Origin of the sequence: Ensifer sp. ENS02, from assembly GCF_014851885.1 — a bacterium.
In the GTDB taxonomy this organism is placed as follows: domain Bacteria; phylum Pseudomonadota; class Alphaproteobacteria; order Rhizobiales; family Rhizobiaceae; genus Ensifer; species Ensifer adhaerens.
On sequence record NZ_JACVAO010000004.1, the window covers coordinates 39217 to 56342 of the forward strand.

The 17126-nt window shown below is 63.3% G+C and carries 13 protein-coding genes; all 13 read right to left on the minus strand.

The annotated features are described in order from the left end of the window. Nucleotides 1–3 precede the first annotated feature (3 nt). The 13 genes from IB262_RS09845 to IB262_RS09905 all read right to left on the minus strand — a co-directional run bounded on the left by IB262_RS09845 (nt 4) and on the right by IB262_RS09905 (nt 17107). Nucleotides 4–1137 carry a YdcF family protein gene (locus IB262_RS09845; RefSeq protein ID WP_192493533.1) on the minus strand — a complete coding sequence of 378 codons (1134 nt, stop codon included), beginning with the start codon at nt 1135–1137 and terminating at the stop codon, nt 4–6. Nucleotides 1138–1816: 679 nt separating this feature from the next. Next, nucleotides 1817–2173, minus strand: coding sequence for an SPW repeat protein (locus IB262_RS09850; protein ID WP_034789629.1), 357 nt, complete (start codon nt 2171–2173; stop codon nt 1817–1819). A gap of 207 nt (nt 2174–2380) precedes the next feature. After that, on the minus strand, nt 2381–4120 hold the full coding sequence (gene ggt / locus IB262_RS09855) for a gamma-glutamyltransferase (protein WP_034789631.1): 1740 nt from the start codon (nt 4118–4120) through the stop codon (nt 2381–2383). 245 nt (nt 4121–4365) lie between these two features. After that, nucleotides 4366–5979, minus strand: a complete 1614-nt coding sequence (locus IB262_RS09860; RefSeq protein WP_034789849.1) for a GMC family oxidoreductase N-terminal domain-containing protein — start codon at nt 5977–5979, stop codon at nt 4366–4368. A 21-nt stretch (nt 5980–6000) separates the two neighbouring features. Next, complete coding sequence (locus IB262_RS09865; protein WP_034789633.1) at nt 6001–7218, minus strand: mandelate racemase/muconate lactonizing enzyme family protein; 1218 nt, start codon at nt 7216–7218, stop codon at nt 6001–6003. A 5-nt stretch (nt 7219–7223) separates the two neighbouring features. After that, nucleotides 7224–8501: an MFS transporter gene (locus IB262_RS09870; protein WP_034789636.1), complete on the minus strand. Its 1278-nt coding sequence runs from the start codon at nt 8499–8501 to the stop codon at nt 7224–7226. A 107-nt stretch (nt 8502–8608) separates the two neighbouring features. Further along, nucleotides 8609–10033 (minus strand): aldehyde dehydrogenase, encoded by a 1425-nt coding sequence (gene aldA, locus IB262_RS09875; RefSeq protein ID WP_034789638.1) that lies wholly within the window; start codon nt 10031–10033, stop codon nt 8609–8611. A 194-nt stretch (nt 10034–10227) separates the two neighbouring features. Continuing rightward, nucleotides 10228–11106, minus strand: a complete 879-nt coding sequence (locus tag IB262_RS09880; protein ID WP_090427612.1) for a LysR substrate-binding domain-containing protein — start codon at nt 11104–11106, stop codon at nt 10228–10230. Nucleotides 11107–11362: 256 nt separating this feature from the next. Continuing rightward, on the minus strand, nt 11363–13387 hold the full coding sequence (locus IB262_RS09885; protein WP_192493534.1) for a beta-N-acetylhexosaminidase: 2025 nt from the start codon (nt 13385–13387) through the stop codon (nt 11363–11365). Between the two features lie 87 nt (nt 13388–13474). Next, the gene (locus IB262_RS09890) at nt 13475–14416 is read right to left on the minus strand and encodes an ABC transporter ATP-binding protein (RefSeq protein ID WP_051659167.1); all 942 of its coding nucleotides are present in this window, start codon (nt 14414–14416) and stop codon (nt 13475–13477) included. Beyond that, nucleotides 14413–15228, minus strand: coding sequence for an ABC transporter ATP-binding protein (locus IB262_RS09895; protein ID WP_034789644.1), 816 nt, complete (start codon nt 15226–15228; stop codon nt 14413–14415). Before IB262_RS09895 ends, IB262_RS09890 begins: the two co-directional genes overlap by 4 nt. Continuing rightward, nucleotides 15225–16127, minus strand: a complete 903-nt coding sequence (locus tag IB262_RS09900; RefSeq protein ID WP_034789645.1) for an ABC transporter permease — start codon at nt 16125–16127, stop codon at nt 15225–15227. Before IB262_RS09900 ends, IB262_RS09895 begins: the two co-directional genes overlap by 4 nt. Then, nucleotides 16124–17107, minus strand: a complete 984-nt coding sequence (locus IB262_RS09905) for an ABC transporter permease (RefSeq protein ID WP_034789647.1) — start codon at nt 17105–17107, stop codon at nt 16124–16126. Before IB262_RS09905 ends, IB262_RS09900 begins: the two co-directional genes overlap by 4 nt. Nucleotides 17108–17126: the final 19 nt, after the last annotated feature.

Sequence of the window (17126 nt, forward strand, 5' to 3'; positions counted from 1 at the left end):
TGACTACTGCTGCAGCCCCGGATAGGCCCATACGCCCGAAACCCGCATCAGATCACGGTAGATGACCAACCGCTCGTCCGCCCCGATCTTTGCCGCTTCATCCTGGGTTGGCGCGTCCAGTGCATTCAGCGGCACCACTGCCGATGGCAGGCCGCGCTGCTTCAAGGCATCCTCCATGACCGTGCGCGCGCGGCGCATGTGGCTCGAACTGGTCACCAGGATTACCGTGTCGGCCTGATGCCGCACCAGGAGATTGGCGGCATTGATCACATTGCCGATCGTATCTTTCGACTTGTCCTCAATCATGATGCGATCGCGACTGATACCCTTGTCGACCAGCCACTTGGACATGACGTCACCTTCCGTAACGCCATTTTTCGGCACGCCGCCACTCACCATGACGAGCGCTGTCGGGTTGGCCTCGGCGACCTTCAACGTCACCTCGAGACGATCGAGCAAGGTTTGCTGCGCCTTGCCGTCATCGGCGAGCGCGTAGCCCAGCGCGACGATCACGACTTTCCCTGGCACAGTCGGGACGTCGAAGTTCGGCTTTTCAGCCATGATCTGTTCTGCGCGAACAAACCGCTTGCGATACTCTTCCGCTCGCTCGCGATCGAGACCGGCCAGAGCCTGGTGGGCAAGCGCCGCGCCGGTCTCATCGCCACGGATGCGGGCAATTGCCTCAAGCCAGCTTTGCGCATCAAAAGCGGTCGGGTCCTTGCCAAGGATGCTCTGGAAGGTCGCCTGCGCGTCGTCGAGCTTCTTCTGGATGATCTGGGTCGCAGCAACGGCATATTGGAAATCCAACCGCTCAGGCGCGAGCGTCGACGCTTCCTTGAAGGCTTCCTCCACGACATCATATTTGCCATGCAGCGTAATGCCCTTGAAGACTTCGGCTTCCGCCTTTTTGACGTCGCCGCCCGACCAGTAATACTGCATGCCGGTGTCGACCAGCTGTTTTATACGGGCAGCGTTTGCCTGGTCGAAGGCGCCGGCTGGAGCCGCTGAAATGAGACACGCTGTCGCTGTCAACAGTCCAAGGAGGCGGCGCCGTGCGCTACCCGCTTTTACCGAACGCGGGGTGCCCGATGCTGTCACGGTCGACCCCAACGGGGCAAAAATGGAACTCGGCTTCATTTAAATCTCCCAGTTTTCCGGTTGCCCGCCGGCTTGCTCGCCCTCGGGCCAATAGCGTTCCGTATTCACTTCCGATTTGGCCCATCTCCTTGCGGCCAGTATTAGAAATACCAAAACATGACCACCTGTCCAGATCGCGGCGGCGCAACTATCCGTAATGGTGACTGAAGCCGGGATAATTCGTGTTACATTTCTTACAGATAGCGCATACAAGTTGCGTTCACGTTCCGAAACAGTCGCTGATTGGCGTTATATTGGTATTATCCAATTGCACGCCATCGCCCGCGCAGCGGGCGTGCGCAATCGCTGAATGACCAGGATGTCATGAACATTGGCTTGCCGGCAGTGATTTCCATGGTTCGGCAAGAGCAAAGCCTGCTTCAACGACCTCGCTGCCGATGGGTAGCCGAAAACCTACCCCGGCGCTCGGGAGTTCGTGGCGGTCGTTGCGCGCCGTGCTGTCGAAGACACCGTAAGGTGAATCCATGCGCTGGCCCGTTTGGATTGTTCGAAGGGATCTGACCTTTGAACTCACGCAAATCCGAAGAGGACGGTTCCGCACGGTTTTTCAGATTTCGCTCTCGATCCGGCCAGCCGCAAACGCAAAATTGCAGCGAATGATGCAAACTGATTGCGGCCCGGCGCTGCGGCGCCGGGCCGCAATCTTCTCTACTCATCGTCATGCATGTGCATGCGGATGCTGCCGTTCGTCCCAGACGGCCCAGATCGCGAGCGCGGTCACCAACACCCCAAGGACGACATGCGTCCACATGGGGTTGGGACTGGTCGAGAAACCGAGCAGCCAGGGTGAAGCGATCAGCCAGAGCCCGACGATGAGGCTTGCCCATTCTTCCCATTCCGCAAACATGGCAAGCGTCGCGATAGCCAGAACGCCGAGCACGACGCCGGCGCCCCAAGCGTTCCAGGCCGGAACGCTTTCGACAACGAAACCCATGATCCAGGGGGAGACGAACAGGCAGACGGCAAGAACCAGATTGATCCAGTCCTGTGCTTTCTTTCCTTCCATCAGTGCCATGACAACCTCCACGAATGAAGCTTGGCCAAAGCGTACGATCGCGTGCGGTCGCACGCTCTGAAAACATAATAAATTCAACCGGAACCGCTTTCAAATCTTTTTCGCGTGAGCACGCGGTGGTCGCATGCGCGAAATCAGGCGGCGAACTGACGATCCGCCGCTCTGAATGGGTGTCGAGGGCGCAGCTTTGCGCCGATTCGCGCGCGTCTAGTAACCGCGCGCAGCACCCGCGCCGATGCGGCTGTCGACTGCGCCATTGTAGCGGGCGCCGCCGCCGGCCTCGATGTCCGAAAGGCTCTCGCCGCCGACGAGGATGCCGGTCGCCTGTCCCCAGATCGTCCAGCTTTCATCGATCTGGACATTGTGGCCCATGGCCGACAGCAGCTTGCGGGTATCTGGCGAGAGCGCATAGGGCTCCATGAACACCTTGTCCGGCAGCCACTGGTGATGGACGCGCGGCGCGTCGACCGCTTCCTGGATGTTCATGCCGTGGTCGATGACGTTGAGTATCGCTTCGAGCGTGATGGTGATGATGCGTGCACCGCCGGGGCTGCCGATCACCATGAAGGGCTTGCCGTCCTTGGAGATGATCGTCGGGCTCATCGATGACAGCGGCGTCTTTCCGGGCGCGATCGCATTGGCCTCGCCCTGCACCAGACCGTAGAGATTGGGCACGCCTGGCTTGGCAGTGAAATCATCCATCTCGTTGTTGAGCAGGATGCCGGTTCCGGGCGCCACGACGCCGGCGCCGAAGGAGCCGTTCAGCGTATAGGTGACCGCAACCGCATTGCCCTCGTCGTCGATGATCGAATAGTGCGTCGTCTCCTTGCTTTCGCCGAAACCCTTGGGGATCAGCGTGGCGGAAACGCCGGCGCGGAACGGATCGATCTTGTCGCGGATGTCCTTGGCATAGGCCTTGTCGGTGAGCTTGGCGACGGGGTTCTCGACGAAATCAGGATCGCCGAGCGACGTGTTGCGGTCGACATAGGCGTGGCGCATGGCCTCGATCATCACATGCACGGTGTCGGCGGCGCCATAGCCCATGTAGGAAATGGGGTAGCCTTCGAGAACGTTGAGGATTTCGCAGATGATCACGCCACCGGAGGATGGCGGCGGCGAGGAGACGATGTCATAGCCGCGGTAGTTGCACTTGACCGGCTCCAGTTCGCGCACGGCGTAGCGCTCGAAATCTGCCTTGGCGAGCACGCCGCCTTTCTCCGCGCTCGCCTTGACGATCTGGTCGGCGATCGCGCCCTTGTAGAAGGCGTCGGTGCCCTTCTCGGCGATGCTCGAAAGCGATGCGGCAAGATCGGCCTGGATCAGCTTCTCGCCGGCGACGAACGGCTTGCCGTCCTTCAGGAAGATCGCGGCCGCGGCCGGGTCCTTGGCGAGCCTGTCCGTCTCGCCCTCGAAGGAATCGATATCGCCCTGCTCCAGCACGAAGCCGTCTTTGGCAAGCGCGATCGCCGGCGCGATCAACTCGGCAAGCGGCTTGGTGCCATATCGGCTGCGCGCCATTTCGAAGCCCATGACCGGGCCGGGAACGCCGACGGCGAGATAGCCCTCGGTACTCAGGCCGTCGACGACATTGCCCTTGGCGTCGAGATACATGGTCTTGGTCGCAGCTTGAGGCGCCCGCTCGCGGAAATCGAGGAACGTCGTCTTGCCGTCCTTAAAGCGGATGGTCATGAAACCGCCGCCGCCGATATTGCCGGCGGTCGGATAGGTGACGGCAAGCGCATAGCCGACGGCAACGGCTGCATCCACGGCATTGCCACCGCTTTTCAGCACGGCAACACCGATATCGGATGCCAGGTGTTGGGCCGTGACCACCATGCCGTGCTCCGCCTTCACGGGCTCGGGTGAAGCCGCCTGCACCGCCCAGGGCGTCAGGCTCGATGCAAAGAGCAACGTAATCGACAGGGTCTTCAAGCGGAAACTCGGCATGCGTCTCTCCCTCGCAGGCTCGCGGCGCATTGCCAGATTTCAATGACCGTGGTCTCGCCGCGTCGAGCGCGGTGGCAACGATCGTTCGGTAGGGGCAAGCACCTGATATGGACGGCTATGAAGTGCGGGAAGTATAGTCACGCTCAATCGACGATGGCAAATCACGCCTGACGTTCAACGACACCCCTACGCCTGACCGGCGACCACTGCGTCGGGTCCCCCAGTCGACAGGAAAGCCGTGCCGCTCAGGCGGCATCGGCAAGGATCAGATCGGCACCTTTCTCCGCAACCATCATCGTCGGCGCGTTGATGTTGCCCGCGGTGATGTTGGGGAAGATCGAGGCGTCGACGACGCGAAGACCGGGCACACCGTGAACCTTCAGGCGGCTGTCGACCACCGAGCTCTCCTGGTCCGGCCCCATCGCACAGGTGCCGCAAAGATGATAGATCGAGCCGGAGTTTTCGCGGAAATAGTCCATCAGCGCTTCGTCGCTTTCCACGCGCGGCGCCGGCGAAATCTCTTCCGCCGTCAACGATGAGAGTGCCGAGGCCGACGCGATCCGGCGGACAAGCCGGCTTCCCTGCAGCACTTCGTCGATGTCGCGATCGGTCGTCAGGTAGTTCGGCCGGATCAGCGGTTTCACCGAGGGGTCGCCGGACGCAATCGAGATGCTGCCGCGGCTCGTCGGCCGGCAGGAATTGAAGCAGATCAGGTAGCCGGGATAGGGCTCCGGCTTCAGCCCGGCCTTCGGATCCGTCGGGATGCGGTAGGAGAGCGGGTTGAAATAGAGCTGGATGTTCGGCCGCTCTTCGTCTGGCCGGCCGCGGAAGAAACCACCCGCTTGGTTGACGCTCATCGAGAACGGTCCTTTGCCGGTCAAGAGATACTGCAGACCGAGACGCATCTGGCCGAAGAGACTGCCGAACTCGTCGTTGAGCGTCGGGATCGTCGCACGATAATAGAAGCTGGCGCAGAGATGATCCTGCAGGTTCAGGCCGACCGACGGCAGATGCCGGCGCGTTTCGACCCCGAGCGACGACAGCGCCTTGCCGTCGCCAATGCCCGAGACCTGCAGCAGCTGCGGGCTACCGACCGCACCGGCGGCCAGGATGACCTCGCGCCCCGCCGTGAAGCGGCGCCGCGTCCCATTCTGTATGACATCGACACCGGTCACGCGTCCGTCTTCGCCGAAGACCAGCTTTTCTGCCTGCGCGTAGCGTTCGATCGTGAGATTGGGACGCTTGAGGGCGGGCCTCAGATACTCCGCGCTCGAATGCGAGCGGCGGCCGTTGTTGGTGTTGACGTCGTAGACGCCGGCGCCCTCGATCGAGGCGCCGTTGAAATCCTCGTTCAGCGGCAGCTGCAACGATCCGCAGCTTTCGAGGAAAGCGTCGGTGATCGGGTGCGTCATGCCGCGCATCGGGGTGATGTGGATCGGGCCTTCGCCGCCGTGCCATTCGGACGATCCGCGCGCATGGGTTTCGAGCCGGCGGAAATAGGGCAGGACATCGTCATAGCCCCAGCCCGTATTGCCGGCGTTTTTCCAGTCGTCGAAGTCGTCGCGCGCGCCGCGCACATAGATCATCGCATTGATCGAGCCGGATCCGCCCTGGACCTTGCCACGCGGCACGTAAATGCTGCGATCCTGAAGCTCGGCCTCCGGCTCGCTCGAATACATCCAGTTGACCTGGGGATTGTAGTAGCTGCGGGCGTAGCCGACCGGGATCTTGAACCAGAAGGAATTGTCGTTGCCGCCAGCCTCGATCAAAAGCACCCTGTGGCGACCATTTTCGCTGAGCCGGCTCGCAAGAATGCAGCCGGCCGACCCGGCGCCGACGATGATGTAGTCGTAGATCATCTGCATGTCCTATCGTCGGAGTTATCCGCGTGCCGGCGCGAAGGCCTTCACGTCCGCCGGCCGGCTGTCCATCTGCAGGTGCAGGCGCTCGCCGGTGTACGGCGTGTGCTTTTCGACGACGTCCATGTTGAGCTCGATGCCAAGGCCAGGCTCGCGCGACGGGATGATGTAGCCATCCTCGACGGCGAGCTTGGTCTTCAGCACATCCGCATGAAATCCGCTGAAATCGAGGATCGCCTCATGGATGAGGAAGTTCGGCGACGCAGCTGACAGCTGGATACTGGCCGCAGCCCCGACCGGGCCGTTATAGAGATGCGGGGCGATCTGGGCGTAATAGGCTTCTGCCATGCCGGCGATCTTCTTCGCCTCGAGAAGCCCACCGACGCGTGCGACGTTCATCTGCAGGATCGAGGCAGCCTTCAGTTCGAGGACGCGCTGGAACTCGTACTTGGTCGTCAGGCGCTCGCCGGTCGAAATCGGGATCGAGGTCGCGCGCGCCACCTCTGCCATCGCCGCTTCCTGTCCGGGAGGAACCGGTTCTTCGAACCAGAGCGGGTCGTATTTTTCGAGACGCCGCGCCAGCCGGATCGCCGAGGACGGCACCATCTGGCCGTGCGTGCCGAAGAGCAGATCGGCGCTGCTTCCAACGGCGTCGCGGATCTTGCGGCAGAATTCCTCCGAGCGGTCCATCACGCCGAGCGAAAGCTGGTGGCCGGAATAGTTGGTGTAGGGACCGGCCGGGTCGAACTTGACGGCGGTGAAGCCCATTTCGACCATTTCGACGGCGCATCCGGCGGCGAGATCCGGATCGTTGAAGTCGAACTCTCCAGCCGCGTTCTTCGGGTAGAGATAGGTGTAGGCGCGGAGCTTCTCGTGCACGGTGCCGCCGAGCAGGTCCGCGACGGGCCGGCCGGCGGCCTTGCCGATGATATCCCAGCAGGCGATTTCGAGACCCGAGACGATACCCATCATCGTCGGGTCCGGGCGCTGGGTGAAGCCGCTCGAATAGGCCGAGCGCCAGAAGCGCTCGATCTGGTGCGGATCATGGCCGAGCAGATGCCGCTCGAAGACGTCTTCGATCAGCGGCGTCAGCGCCTTTGGATGGAACGAGGTCGCGTAGATCTCGCCGATGCCTTCGATGCCGCAGGCGGTCGTGAGGCGCACGAAGATCCAGTACATTCCGCCCACATGCGGCGGCGGGACGGCGACGGCATAGGTCTTGAGAGACGCGATCTTCATTTGTGTCATCCCTTTTTCTTGAGGCGGGCCATCAGCACCAGGGTGGCGATGGCGCCGAGGACGCAGATGGCGGCGATGTAGCCGAAATAGAACTGGTAGCCGGCGATGCCCGGATAACGGTCTGAGAGGTATCCGTTGACGAGCGGCAGGTAGGTGTCGGGCGCGTAGCCGACGAGCGAGATGATGCCGATCGCAAGGCCGGTGATGTTGGCCGGCACGTGGCAATCGTCGAGGATCGCCCAGTAGAGGCCACGGATCGTATAGGTGATGAGGCCGACGAGCAGCACCAGTCCGACGAAGAGGACCGTGGAGCCGATGCCCGGCAGGGCGATCATCGCCACGAGGCTGGCGGCTGCCACGATGAAACTCAGGAGCAGGATCGCGGTCTTGCCGTAGCGGTCGCCAAGCAGGCCGCCGCCGATACCGCCGACCGGGCGCAGCCACAGCTTGATCGTGACGATCACGCCGGCCATGGCGGCGGAAATGCCGAAGCCGCCTTCCTGCAGATAGGCCGAGAAGCTGTAGGTCGCGAGGAACACGTGATAGCCGCAGAAGATGATGGCGGCGACGAGCCAGACCTCGGGGATACGGAGCAGCGTCTTGATGTCGGCCAGCAGGTTGCCTTCGCGCTTGCGCGCGCCTTTCTCGACAACGACGGGCTGCGACACGGCGAAATAGGCGATGCCGACGACGATGCAGAAAACGGCATAGAGCAGCACGACATCACGGAAACCCATGGCAAGCCCGGCGCCGCGCGTTTCCGTCGTGAAGACAAAGAGCGCGATGGCGACGCTGGCAAGCAGCGCCTCGACCAGGCCACGGCCGCCGTCGAGAATGCCGAAGAAGCGTCCCTGCTCATTGGCGCCGGCGATCAGGTTCACCTGCTTCAGCGTCGCCGCCCAGAACGTCAGGCCCGTCGTGACGCCGAAGCCGCAATAGATGACGAGAAGCGATGAGTAGCCGGGCAGCGTCGCGTACCAGAGGCCGAGCAGTCCCGTGCCGACCATGGAAACGAGGATCAGGATGCGCGGCTGGACGCGGTCGGCGAGCCAGCCGCTCGGCAGGTAGCCGACCAGGAAGCTGGTGCCGAGAATGGAATAGAGAACGCCAAGCTCGGTGTTGGTGAGCTTGAGTACCTCCAGCATCGTCGTCTGGTAGGACTGGCGCAGGTAGAGGATCGGATAGATCGCGCCCGCGGCGATCACGATCAGCGCCAGTTGCAGGTAACGGCTGCGGGCCGACACGGACGGCGCAGCGATTTCTGTTTCGGAAATTGAGCTCAAGGGTAGTCTCCTCCCCGACCGATGGCGGGAGCATGCCATCGGCCCGGTCTTGATGTTGATGTCCGAACAATTCCGGTTCCCGTCCGGAATTGCGTCATTTCAAATGATCAGTGTTTCAGGACGACGAGGCGCGTCTGGGTGAATTCCAGCATCCCGTGCTTGCCGTCGTCGCCGCCGAGACCCGAGCGTTTCCAGCCGGCGTGGAAGCCCTGATAGGGATCCGCCGGGAAACGGTTGACGTAGAGTTCGCCGGCCTCGATGGCGTCGCTGGCCCGCATGACGGTGCGATAGTTCTCGGTGAAGAGCACCGAGCTCAGGCCGAACTGATGGTCGCTCGCCAGCGCCAGCGCTTCCTCGAAGGTCGAGTAGCGGATCACCGCGAGAACAGGCCCGAAGACCTCCTCGCGCACGATCTCCATCTCCTGGCGGCAGCCGGAAATCAACGTCGGCGGATAGAAGTAGCCCGGTCCTTCCGGCAGGTAACCGCCGGTCTCGACCGTTCCGCCTTCCGCCCGCGCCTGCTCGACCATTTCATGCACGCGTTTCTGCGCGGCGTCGTTGGCGAGCGGGCCCATGCGGGTCGCATCCTCGGCGCGGTCGCCGAAGGCGCGGGCAGCGAAACCTTCGCGCAGCTTGGCGAGCAGCGTGTCATGCACGCTTTCGTGTAGGTAGAGCCGCTCGGCACTGGTGCAGACCTGGCCGCAATGGGCGGTCTTGGCGGCGATGATCGCCTGTGCCACAGCATCGAGATCCCCATCCGGCTCGACGATGACGGGAGTCTTGCCGCCGAGTTCGAGAGAGGGCTTGGCGATGTTTTCCTTGCAGTAGTCGAGCACGATGCGGCCGGCCGAAACGCTGCCGGTCAGCGTGATCATGCCGACGCCGGGATGAGTGCAGAGCGTTTTCGCAACGTCATGCGACATCGTGAGGATGTTAACGAGGCCTTCCGGCAGGCCGGCCTCGACGATCGCTTCGGCAAAAACGAAGGCGGATGTCGGCGTATTGTTGCTCGGCCGTACGACAACGGCGTTTCCTGCAATCAGCGCCGGGGCGATTTTGCGCACCAGTGTGTAGATCGGATAGTTGAACGGGATCAGCCCGGCAACGACGCCGATCGGAACACGCTTCAAGAGCAGGGTTTCACCGGGATTGTCGCTCTCGATCACTTCGCCCTCGATGCGGCGCGCCCATTCGGCGTGGTAGCGCATCAGTTCGGCGCCGTAGATGACTTCCGCGGTCGCGTCGGCGAGGCTCTTGCCCGACTCTTTCGCCAGGGCAGCGCCGATGGTCTCAGCCCGGCTTTCCAGCACCGTCGCCAGTCGACGCAGCGCATCGCCACGCTGGATGGCCGGCAGTGCCGCCCAGGCGCGCTGCGCCTTCATGGCTGCCTCGACCGCTGCTGTTGCCTCCTCATCCGTTGCTGCCGGCACCGATGTGAAGACCTGGCCTGTCGCCGGATTACGGACGTCGATCGTCACCGCAGACGTGCTTTCGATGAAACGACCGCCGGAAAAATTGCGATAGGGGCTCATGGCATCTCGGATGTGTTGGCCGCGGCTCCGGGCGCCAAAGGCGCGCAGGACAAGCGGACTGCGCGGGAGAGAGCACAATGAGCGACGGCCCGTCTCTCTCCCGACCGAGACCGTCACGAAACTGTTGCGACGATAGGGCCGGAGGCACAAGCGAGTAATTTTCAGCGAGAGCATTCCAAAATGGAATGCTTGGCTCAGGCAGCCCGGTCGGCCGAAACTTCCGTAAGCAGCCAGGCACGGAACGCGTCGACCTTGCGGTCGTTTCCGGCCTGGGGCCGCGTGACGAACCAGTAGGATTCATGCCCCTCGACCTCGACGTCGAAAAGCTGCACGAGCTGCCCGGTCTCAAGCTGATTGCGAACCATCGAACGATCGGCAACGGTGACGCCGAGGCCCGCACAGGCCGCTTCGATCGCCAGATCGAGCAGGTCGAACTCTAGCCCGCCGCGGGTATCGACATCCTGGAACCCGGCTGCATCCAGCCAATGGCGCCAGGTCAGATAACGCCGGTCGGGTGAAGCGAGCACGTGCAGGAAGGTAAAGCGCTGCAGGTCCGTCGGACCCTCGACTTTCACCCCTTCGAGCAGTGATGGCGCACAGACGACCACATGCCGCTCCGTCATCAGGATGCTGGCATCCAGCATCGGCCACTCGCCATCGCCGAAGCGGATGGCGCAGTCGAGAAGACCGCGCTCGGCAATCGTGTCCGTGGCTTCGGTGCTGAGGCTGATATCGACGTCGGGCAGGGCCACGCGCAGCCGCGGCAGACGCGGCAGCAGCCAGCGCTTGGCAAAGGTCGGCGGAACGTTGATCCGCAAGCGGTTCTGGTTGCTCTTCTCGGTGATGCTGCGCAGCGAAACCTCGATGCTATGGAACGCTTCCTGGATCGTCGCCAGCAGTTCGGCACCGGCCGGCGTCAGCTCGAGATGGTGGTGGCGACGGATGAGCAGGTCTTCGCCAAGCTCATCCTCGAGGTTGCGAACCTGGCGGCTGACCGCACTTTGCGTGAGGTTGAGCCGCTCGGCCGCCCGCGTGAAGCTGCGGGTCTGCCCGACCACTTCGAAGACCTTCATCGCCGACAATCCAGGAAGTCTTCGCATCGATAACTTGGCCTCAGGAAACGCTGCATCCCGCGGGTCGTCGCGGGATCGATGCGCACCTTTGCGTGTCACGCTCCGGCGCACAAGCACGAAAATCCAAATCGTATCCAGCAAAGCGGAAGCGCACGCCTGGCTAGCTCCGAACGACGAACGGCGGCTCTCGCCGCCGTTTGCCTATCCAATCCATCGCCTGGCCAAGCCCAGACGAAAACTGGAAACTTAACCGCTCCTACTCCGCAGCATAAAAGCCGTAGAGCACCGGCATCAGCCCGACCAGCGCCTCGAAGCGCTTGAAGGACTTACGTTCGGGTCGCGTCCATCCGGTTTCGGCGAGCGCCGAAAGCCGCGGGAAGACGAGCCGGTCGAAGACGGCGCGGTCGGTCATCGGTTCGGACCAGATGCAGCATTGCACGCCGAGCAGGTGCTTTTTCTGTGCGTCGGTCCAGCCTTCGACCGGGTCAAAGGTGTAGAGCTTTTCCGGGTCTGACCAGCCGGCCCAGCTGCCGCCGGGCTCCGACCAGGCCGGGCTGTTGGCCATGTCGAGATAGTAGACTTGGCCCGGGCAGACGACGATGTCGTAACCTTCCTCGGCAAGCGCGGCCGACGCCTCGACCGTGCGCCAACCGAAGAGCAACGACTTCGCCTTGTCGATGACGTTGCCGTGGGCCGCCTCCTGCCAACCGCCGGTAACGCAATTTCGGCTCGCCAGGAACGCCTGGACGCGCGCCAGGAACTCGCCCTGCAGCACCGCCGCACCCGAACCGTCGATCTCGTCGGCGCCATGGGTGTTGGTGACGACGTTCAGGCGTTTGGCGTGGGTTTCGGCGACCTCGTCACCGGCAAGTGCACGAAGCCGCGTGAGCGCTTCCGGCGAGCCGGACCAGGCACCAAGCGGCACCTCGTCGGCGCCAACATGAATCGCCCGCATCGGGAAGAGTTCGATCAACTCGTCGAAGATGACTTCCAGCACGCGATAGGTCTCTTCGCGCGCCGGGTTCAGGCAGTTGTCCGGGAAGCCCTGGACCGAATGATAGCTTCCCTTTTCCTCGGGATCGCGCAGTTCCGGGATTGCCTGCAGCATCGCATAGGAATGACCGGGGATGTCGATTTCCGGCATCACCTCGATGCCGAGGCTGGCGGCAAGCGCTACGATCTGACGAACCGCCGCCTTGGTGTAGTAGCCGCCGGTCGGTTCAGGACCCGAGCCGAGCAGCGGCGGGATTTTGCGACCATGGCCGCGCCAGGCGCCGATTTCAGTGAGCGCCGGATAGGCGTCGATCTCCACGCGCCAGGCCTCGTCGTCGGTCAGGTGCCAGTGGAAACGGTTGAGTTTGTTCCAGGCCATCAGCTGCAGGAAGCGCTCTACCTCCGCGGTGCTATAGAACTGCCGGGCGACGTCGAGGTGGGTGCCGCGCCAGGCGAGCGCCGGCTCGTCCTTGATCTCCCCGCCCGTCGGAAACACGAAGGTGCCCGGATGCGACCGCGCCCCGCGCAGGACCTGGCCGAGCGTGATCAGGCCGTAGAGAATACCCGTCTGGCTACCGCCCGAAATGGCGACGCCGGCAGGCGAGAAACGGATCGTGTAGGCCTCCGGACCAAGGTGCGACGCCTTTGACAATTCGACCGGGAAACCGCCCTCCGCCGCCGGCCGGACAATGCCCTCGACCGGAAACAGGCTGGCCGTGAGATCGGCAAACGCCTTCGCCGCGGCGGACGCTTCACTGCCTTCGGCCTTCAGATCGAGGCCCGGAGGCGCCAATAGCTGACCGGAGACCGCAACCGCTTGCGGCCACGGCACGATCGAGACTGGCACGGGGGCCACCTTCGGCACCGGATAGACGGCGGCGCCACGCTTCAGCTCGGCATTGTCACCGTGCGCCCGCGAGGCAAGCACGGCAACCGGCGCATTCGTGCCATCGGACAGGACGAGGAAGGCGGCGTTGGCGCCATCGGTCCAGTGGCGCGGCTCGAAGCTCATGCCGTGAGCCTCGAGCGTCCAGGTCGCGCCGGGCTTCAGCTCAAAACCTTCCGGCGGCGCGAATTCCGCATAGTTGGAGAGCCGGACCAGAAGCTGCCCGCCCTCGACCTCAGCGGCAGGATCGATGCGCGCCGGGCCCGAGACGCCGAGGCGAAAGCCCTTGATCGGCCGGTCCGAATTGTTGGTGAGCGTCAGCGCATAGACCGACCTGTCGGCGGTGCCGACGGGCACCCAGAGCGTTTCCAGAAGATAGTCAGATTTGGCGGCAAACGTCATCAAATGGCTCCATGAGTGATTGGTCTCTGCGGCCGCCCCGGGGGCCAGCGCGTTTCTTGGGGAATGCGGGTCCTCGGTTCACATAGCTCACGCCGGCGTTCGGCCAAGGGCACGGACGAAGTGATTCACGGTAACTTCTTCCACGTTGTCGGAGGCCGGACGGCTCTTTCGCCGCACGTCGTCGGCATGGGCAAGGAAGCGGGCGCTTTGCCCTGGCACAAAGGGGCGATCGGGGTCGGGGACCGCGGAAAGAAGCAGTTGCGTATAGGGATGGCGGGGATTGCCGATGACGGCGCTGGTCTCGCCCCACTCGACCATCTGCCCGGCAAACATCACCACGACCTCCTCGGCGATGTGGGCGGCCGTGGCTATATCGTGGGTGATGTAGAGCATGGCGAGGTTCCGCTCGCGCTTGATGCGCGCGAGCAGTTCCAGGATGTCGAGGCGGATCGACACGTCGAGCATCGATGTCGGCTCGTCGGCAACGAGCACATCCGGCCCGACGGCAAGCGCCCGGGCAATGTTGACGCGCTGGCGCTGGCCACCGGACAGTTCGTGCGGAAACTTTCGTGCCGTCACATCGGCGTCCAGACCGACATCGGCGAGCAGACGCGCGACGGCAGCTTTCGCCTCGCCCCCGTTCTTGGCGTGACCATGCAAAAGCAGTGGCCGCGCGAGGTGATGGTAGACGGAGAACACCGGGTTGAGTGAGGCGAAGGGATCCTGAAACACCATCTGGATCGCCCGCCGACGCATCTTTTCGTCGGCCCTTCCTCCGGCCTGGGTAACGTCGGCGCCGCGAAACGCCATCGTCCCCGATGTCGGCGCATCGAGCCGCGCGACGATGCGGGCGCAGGTGGTCTTGCCGCAACCGGATTCGCCGACGAGCGCCAGCGCCCGGCCGGGCTTTAAGGCAAGCGAAATGCCGCGCAAAGCCTCGACGGTACCGAAGCTGCGCCTGATGTCCTTGAGGCGCACGATCGCATCGTCTTCGTCAGCCATGGTCGTCGTTAGCGGCATCACGTTCATTCGACGACCCCCAGGCTGCGGACGGATGAGGGCAGTTGCGGGATCGCGCCCCAGAGTTTCCGCGTGTAGTCGTGTTCCGGCGCACGGCTGATCTGCTGCGTGTCGCCGACCTCGACCAATTGCCCTTTGAGCATAACACCGATGCGATGGCAGAGCTGCGCCATCAGGTGCAGGTCGTGGGTGATGAACAGCACCGAAAAACCGAGGTTGCGCTGCAGGTCGACGAGTTGCTCCAGGATTTCCCGCTGCACGACGACGTCGAGCGCCGTCGTCGGCTCGTCCATGATGATCAGTTCCGGCTTCAGCGCCAGGCAGATTGCGATAACGATGCGCTGGCGCATGCCGCCGCTGAACTGGTGCGGATAGTCGTCGAGGCGGTTGATCGGGATTCCAACGAGCCGGAACATTTCTTCGGCCCGTGCACGGGCCTGCGGCCTGGTCGCGCCGGTGTGCTTGCGCAAGACGTCGAAAAACTGCGCCTCGACCCGCATCAGCGGGTTGAGCGAGTTCATTGCGCTCTGGAACACCATGCCGATCCGCCGCCAGCGGACGTTTTGAAGCAACGCTTCCGGCATCTTCAGGAGGTTTTGACCATCGAGCAGGATCTCGCCGCCGGCGACCCAGGCCGGCGGTTTTGATAGCCGCGTGATCGCATAGGCGATCGTGCTCTTGCCGCAGCCGGATTCGCCGGCAAGGCCGAAGAGTTCGCCGCGGCGCACCTCGAAGGAGACATCGTTAACCGCGCGGAAAGCGCCGTCGTCAAGCAGGTAATCGACGTTCAGGTTGCGGATTTCCAGGAGTGCATCGCTCATCGGGCCGCCTCCAGTTCGCGACGGCGTAGCCGCGTGAGACGCAGCCAGCGGCTGAGCGCCGGACCGGAGCGAAGCTGCGGATTGGCGATCTCGTCAAAGGTGAAGTTGATGAGCGCGAGACCAAGACCGACGAGCGCGATGCCCGCGGCCGGAACGGCGATGTCCCACCAGGCGCCGACGATGATCGCCGAGGAGTTTTGCGCATTGTAGAGCATGGTGCCCCAGGTCACCCGGAGCGGATCGCCGAAGCCGAGATATTCGAGCGTCGTCTGCGCGACGATCGCATAGATGATGCTGCCGACCACGTTGATGCCGATCAGCGGCACCAGATTGGGCAGGATCTCGACGAAGATGACCCGCCAATGCGGCTCGCCGACCATGCGCGCCGCCACCACGAATTCACGCTGCCGGAGCGCCATGGTCTGCGACCGCGTCATCCGCGCCCCCCAGGGCCAGGAGGTGAGCGCGATGATCGCCATGATCGCCATCGGCCCGACCGTGCCGGCAAAAGACGCAAGCAGGATCAGCAGCGGAATATTCGGTATGACAAGGACGGCATTGGTGGCGAGATCAAGCGTCGCATCCGTGCGGCCGCCGAAGTAACCGGCGACGAGGCCGACGATTGTGCCGAGCGCAGTAATCGCAAGGCCGGTGGCAAAGCCGACCGCAAGCGACGGCCTGGCACCCCAGACGAATTGCGAGAAGACGTCGCGGCCCATCTTCGTGGTGCCGAAGACATGCTCGACGGTTGGTGGCTGATGCGAACGACCGACACGCTCGCTCGGATCACCCGGTGCGAGAACCGGCGCGAACAGCGCCATCAGGCAGAGCGTGAGAATGATGACAAGGCCGGCGACGGCTTTCTTCTGCCGCCAGAACAAGGAGACGCCCGCATTCATGCCCTGCCCTCCCTTATGCGCGGATCGACCACGCCATAGATGATGTCGACCAGAAGATTGGCGCCGAGCGTGGCGATCGTCATCAGCAGCAGTTGCCCCTGGATCACGGGATAGTCGCGGGCAACGCTTGCCGTATAGAGCGTCAGTCCGAGACCCGGATAGTTGAAGACGATCTCGGTCACGATCGAGCCGCCAAAGACCGCCCCCAGCATCAGCGCCAGGTTGGTGAGCACCGGCAGCATGGCGTTGCGCGCCGCGTAGCCGAACATGACGGCTGCTTCCGAGAGGCCCTTGGCTCGCCCCATGGTGACGTAGTCCTCACCGAGCACCGAGATCATGCTGGAGCGCATCGTCGTCTGAAACTCGCCAATCAGATAGGGCGAGAGCGTCAGCACCGGCATGATCGCGTGCAGGAAGACGCTGCCGAAGAAGGTGAAGTTCAGCCCCGGGTCGAGGCTCGGATCATAGGCGTAGCCGACCGGCAGCAGCCGGAGCGTCACGCCGAAAGTGAAAAGCGTCGCAAGCGCGATGATGACGGGCGGAACGGCAATCAGCACCACCGAGAACGGCGAGACGAAACTGTCGAAACGCCCGCCACGGCGCCAGGCGGCGACGGCGCCGAGCAGCACACCGATGCAAAGAGAGAAGGTTATGGCGGTGACCACGAGAAACGCCGTCCACCCGGCCGAGCGGCCGAGAACTTCAAGCACCGTCTGCGGATAATACTTGACCGAGACGCCGAGATCGAAATGGGCGAGCCCGACGACATAGTCGACGAACTGCTGCCAGATCGGTTGCTCGATCGCACCGAAACGCGCCTTGATCGCCTCGATGGCCGCGGGCGTTGCCCGCGGTCCGAGTTGGGCGATCATGCTGTCGACGGGGGACCCCGGCATCAGCCGGGGAACCGCGAAGTTCATGACGATCGCGAAGAGGAACGCCACGCAGTAGACGGTAAGCCGTCGACGGGAAAGTCGCATCGCTGGAACCCGCTGCCGT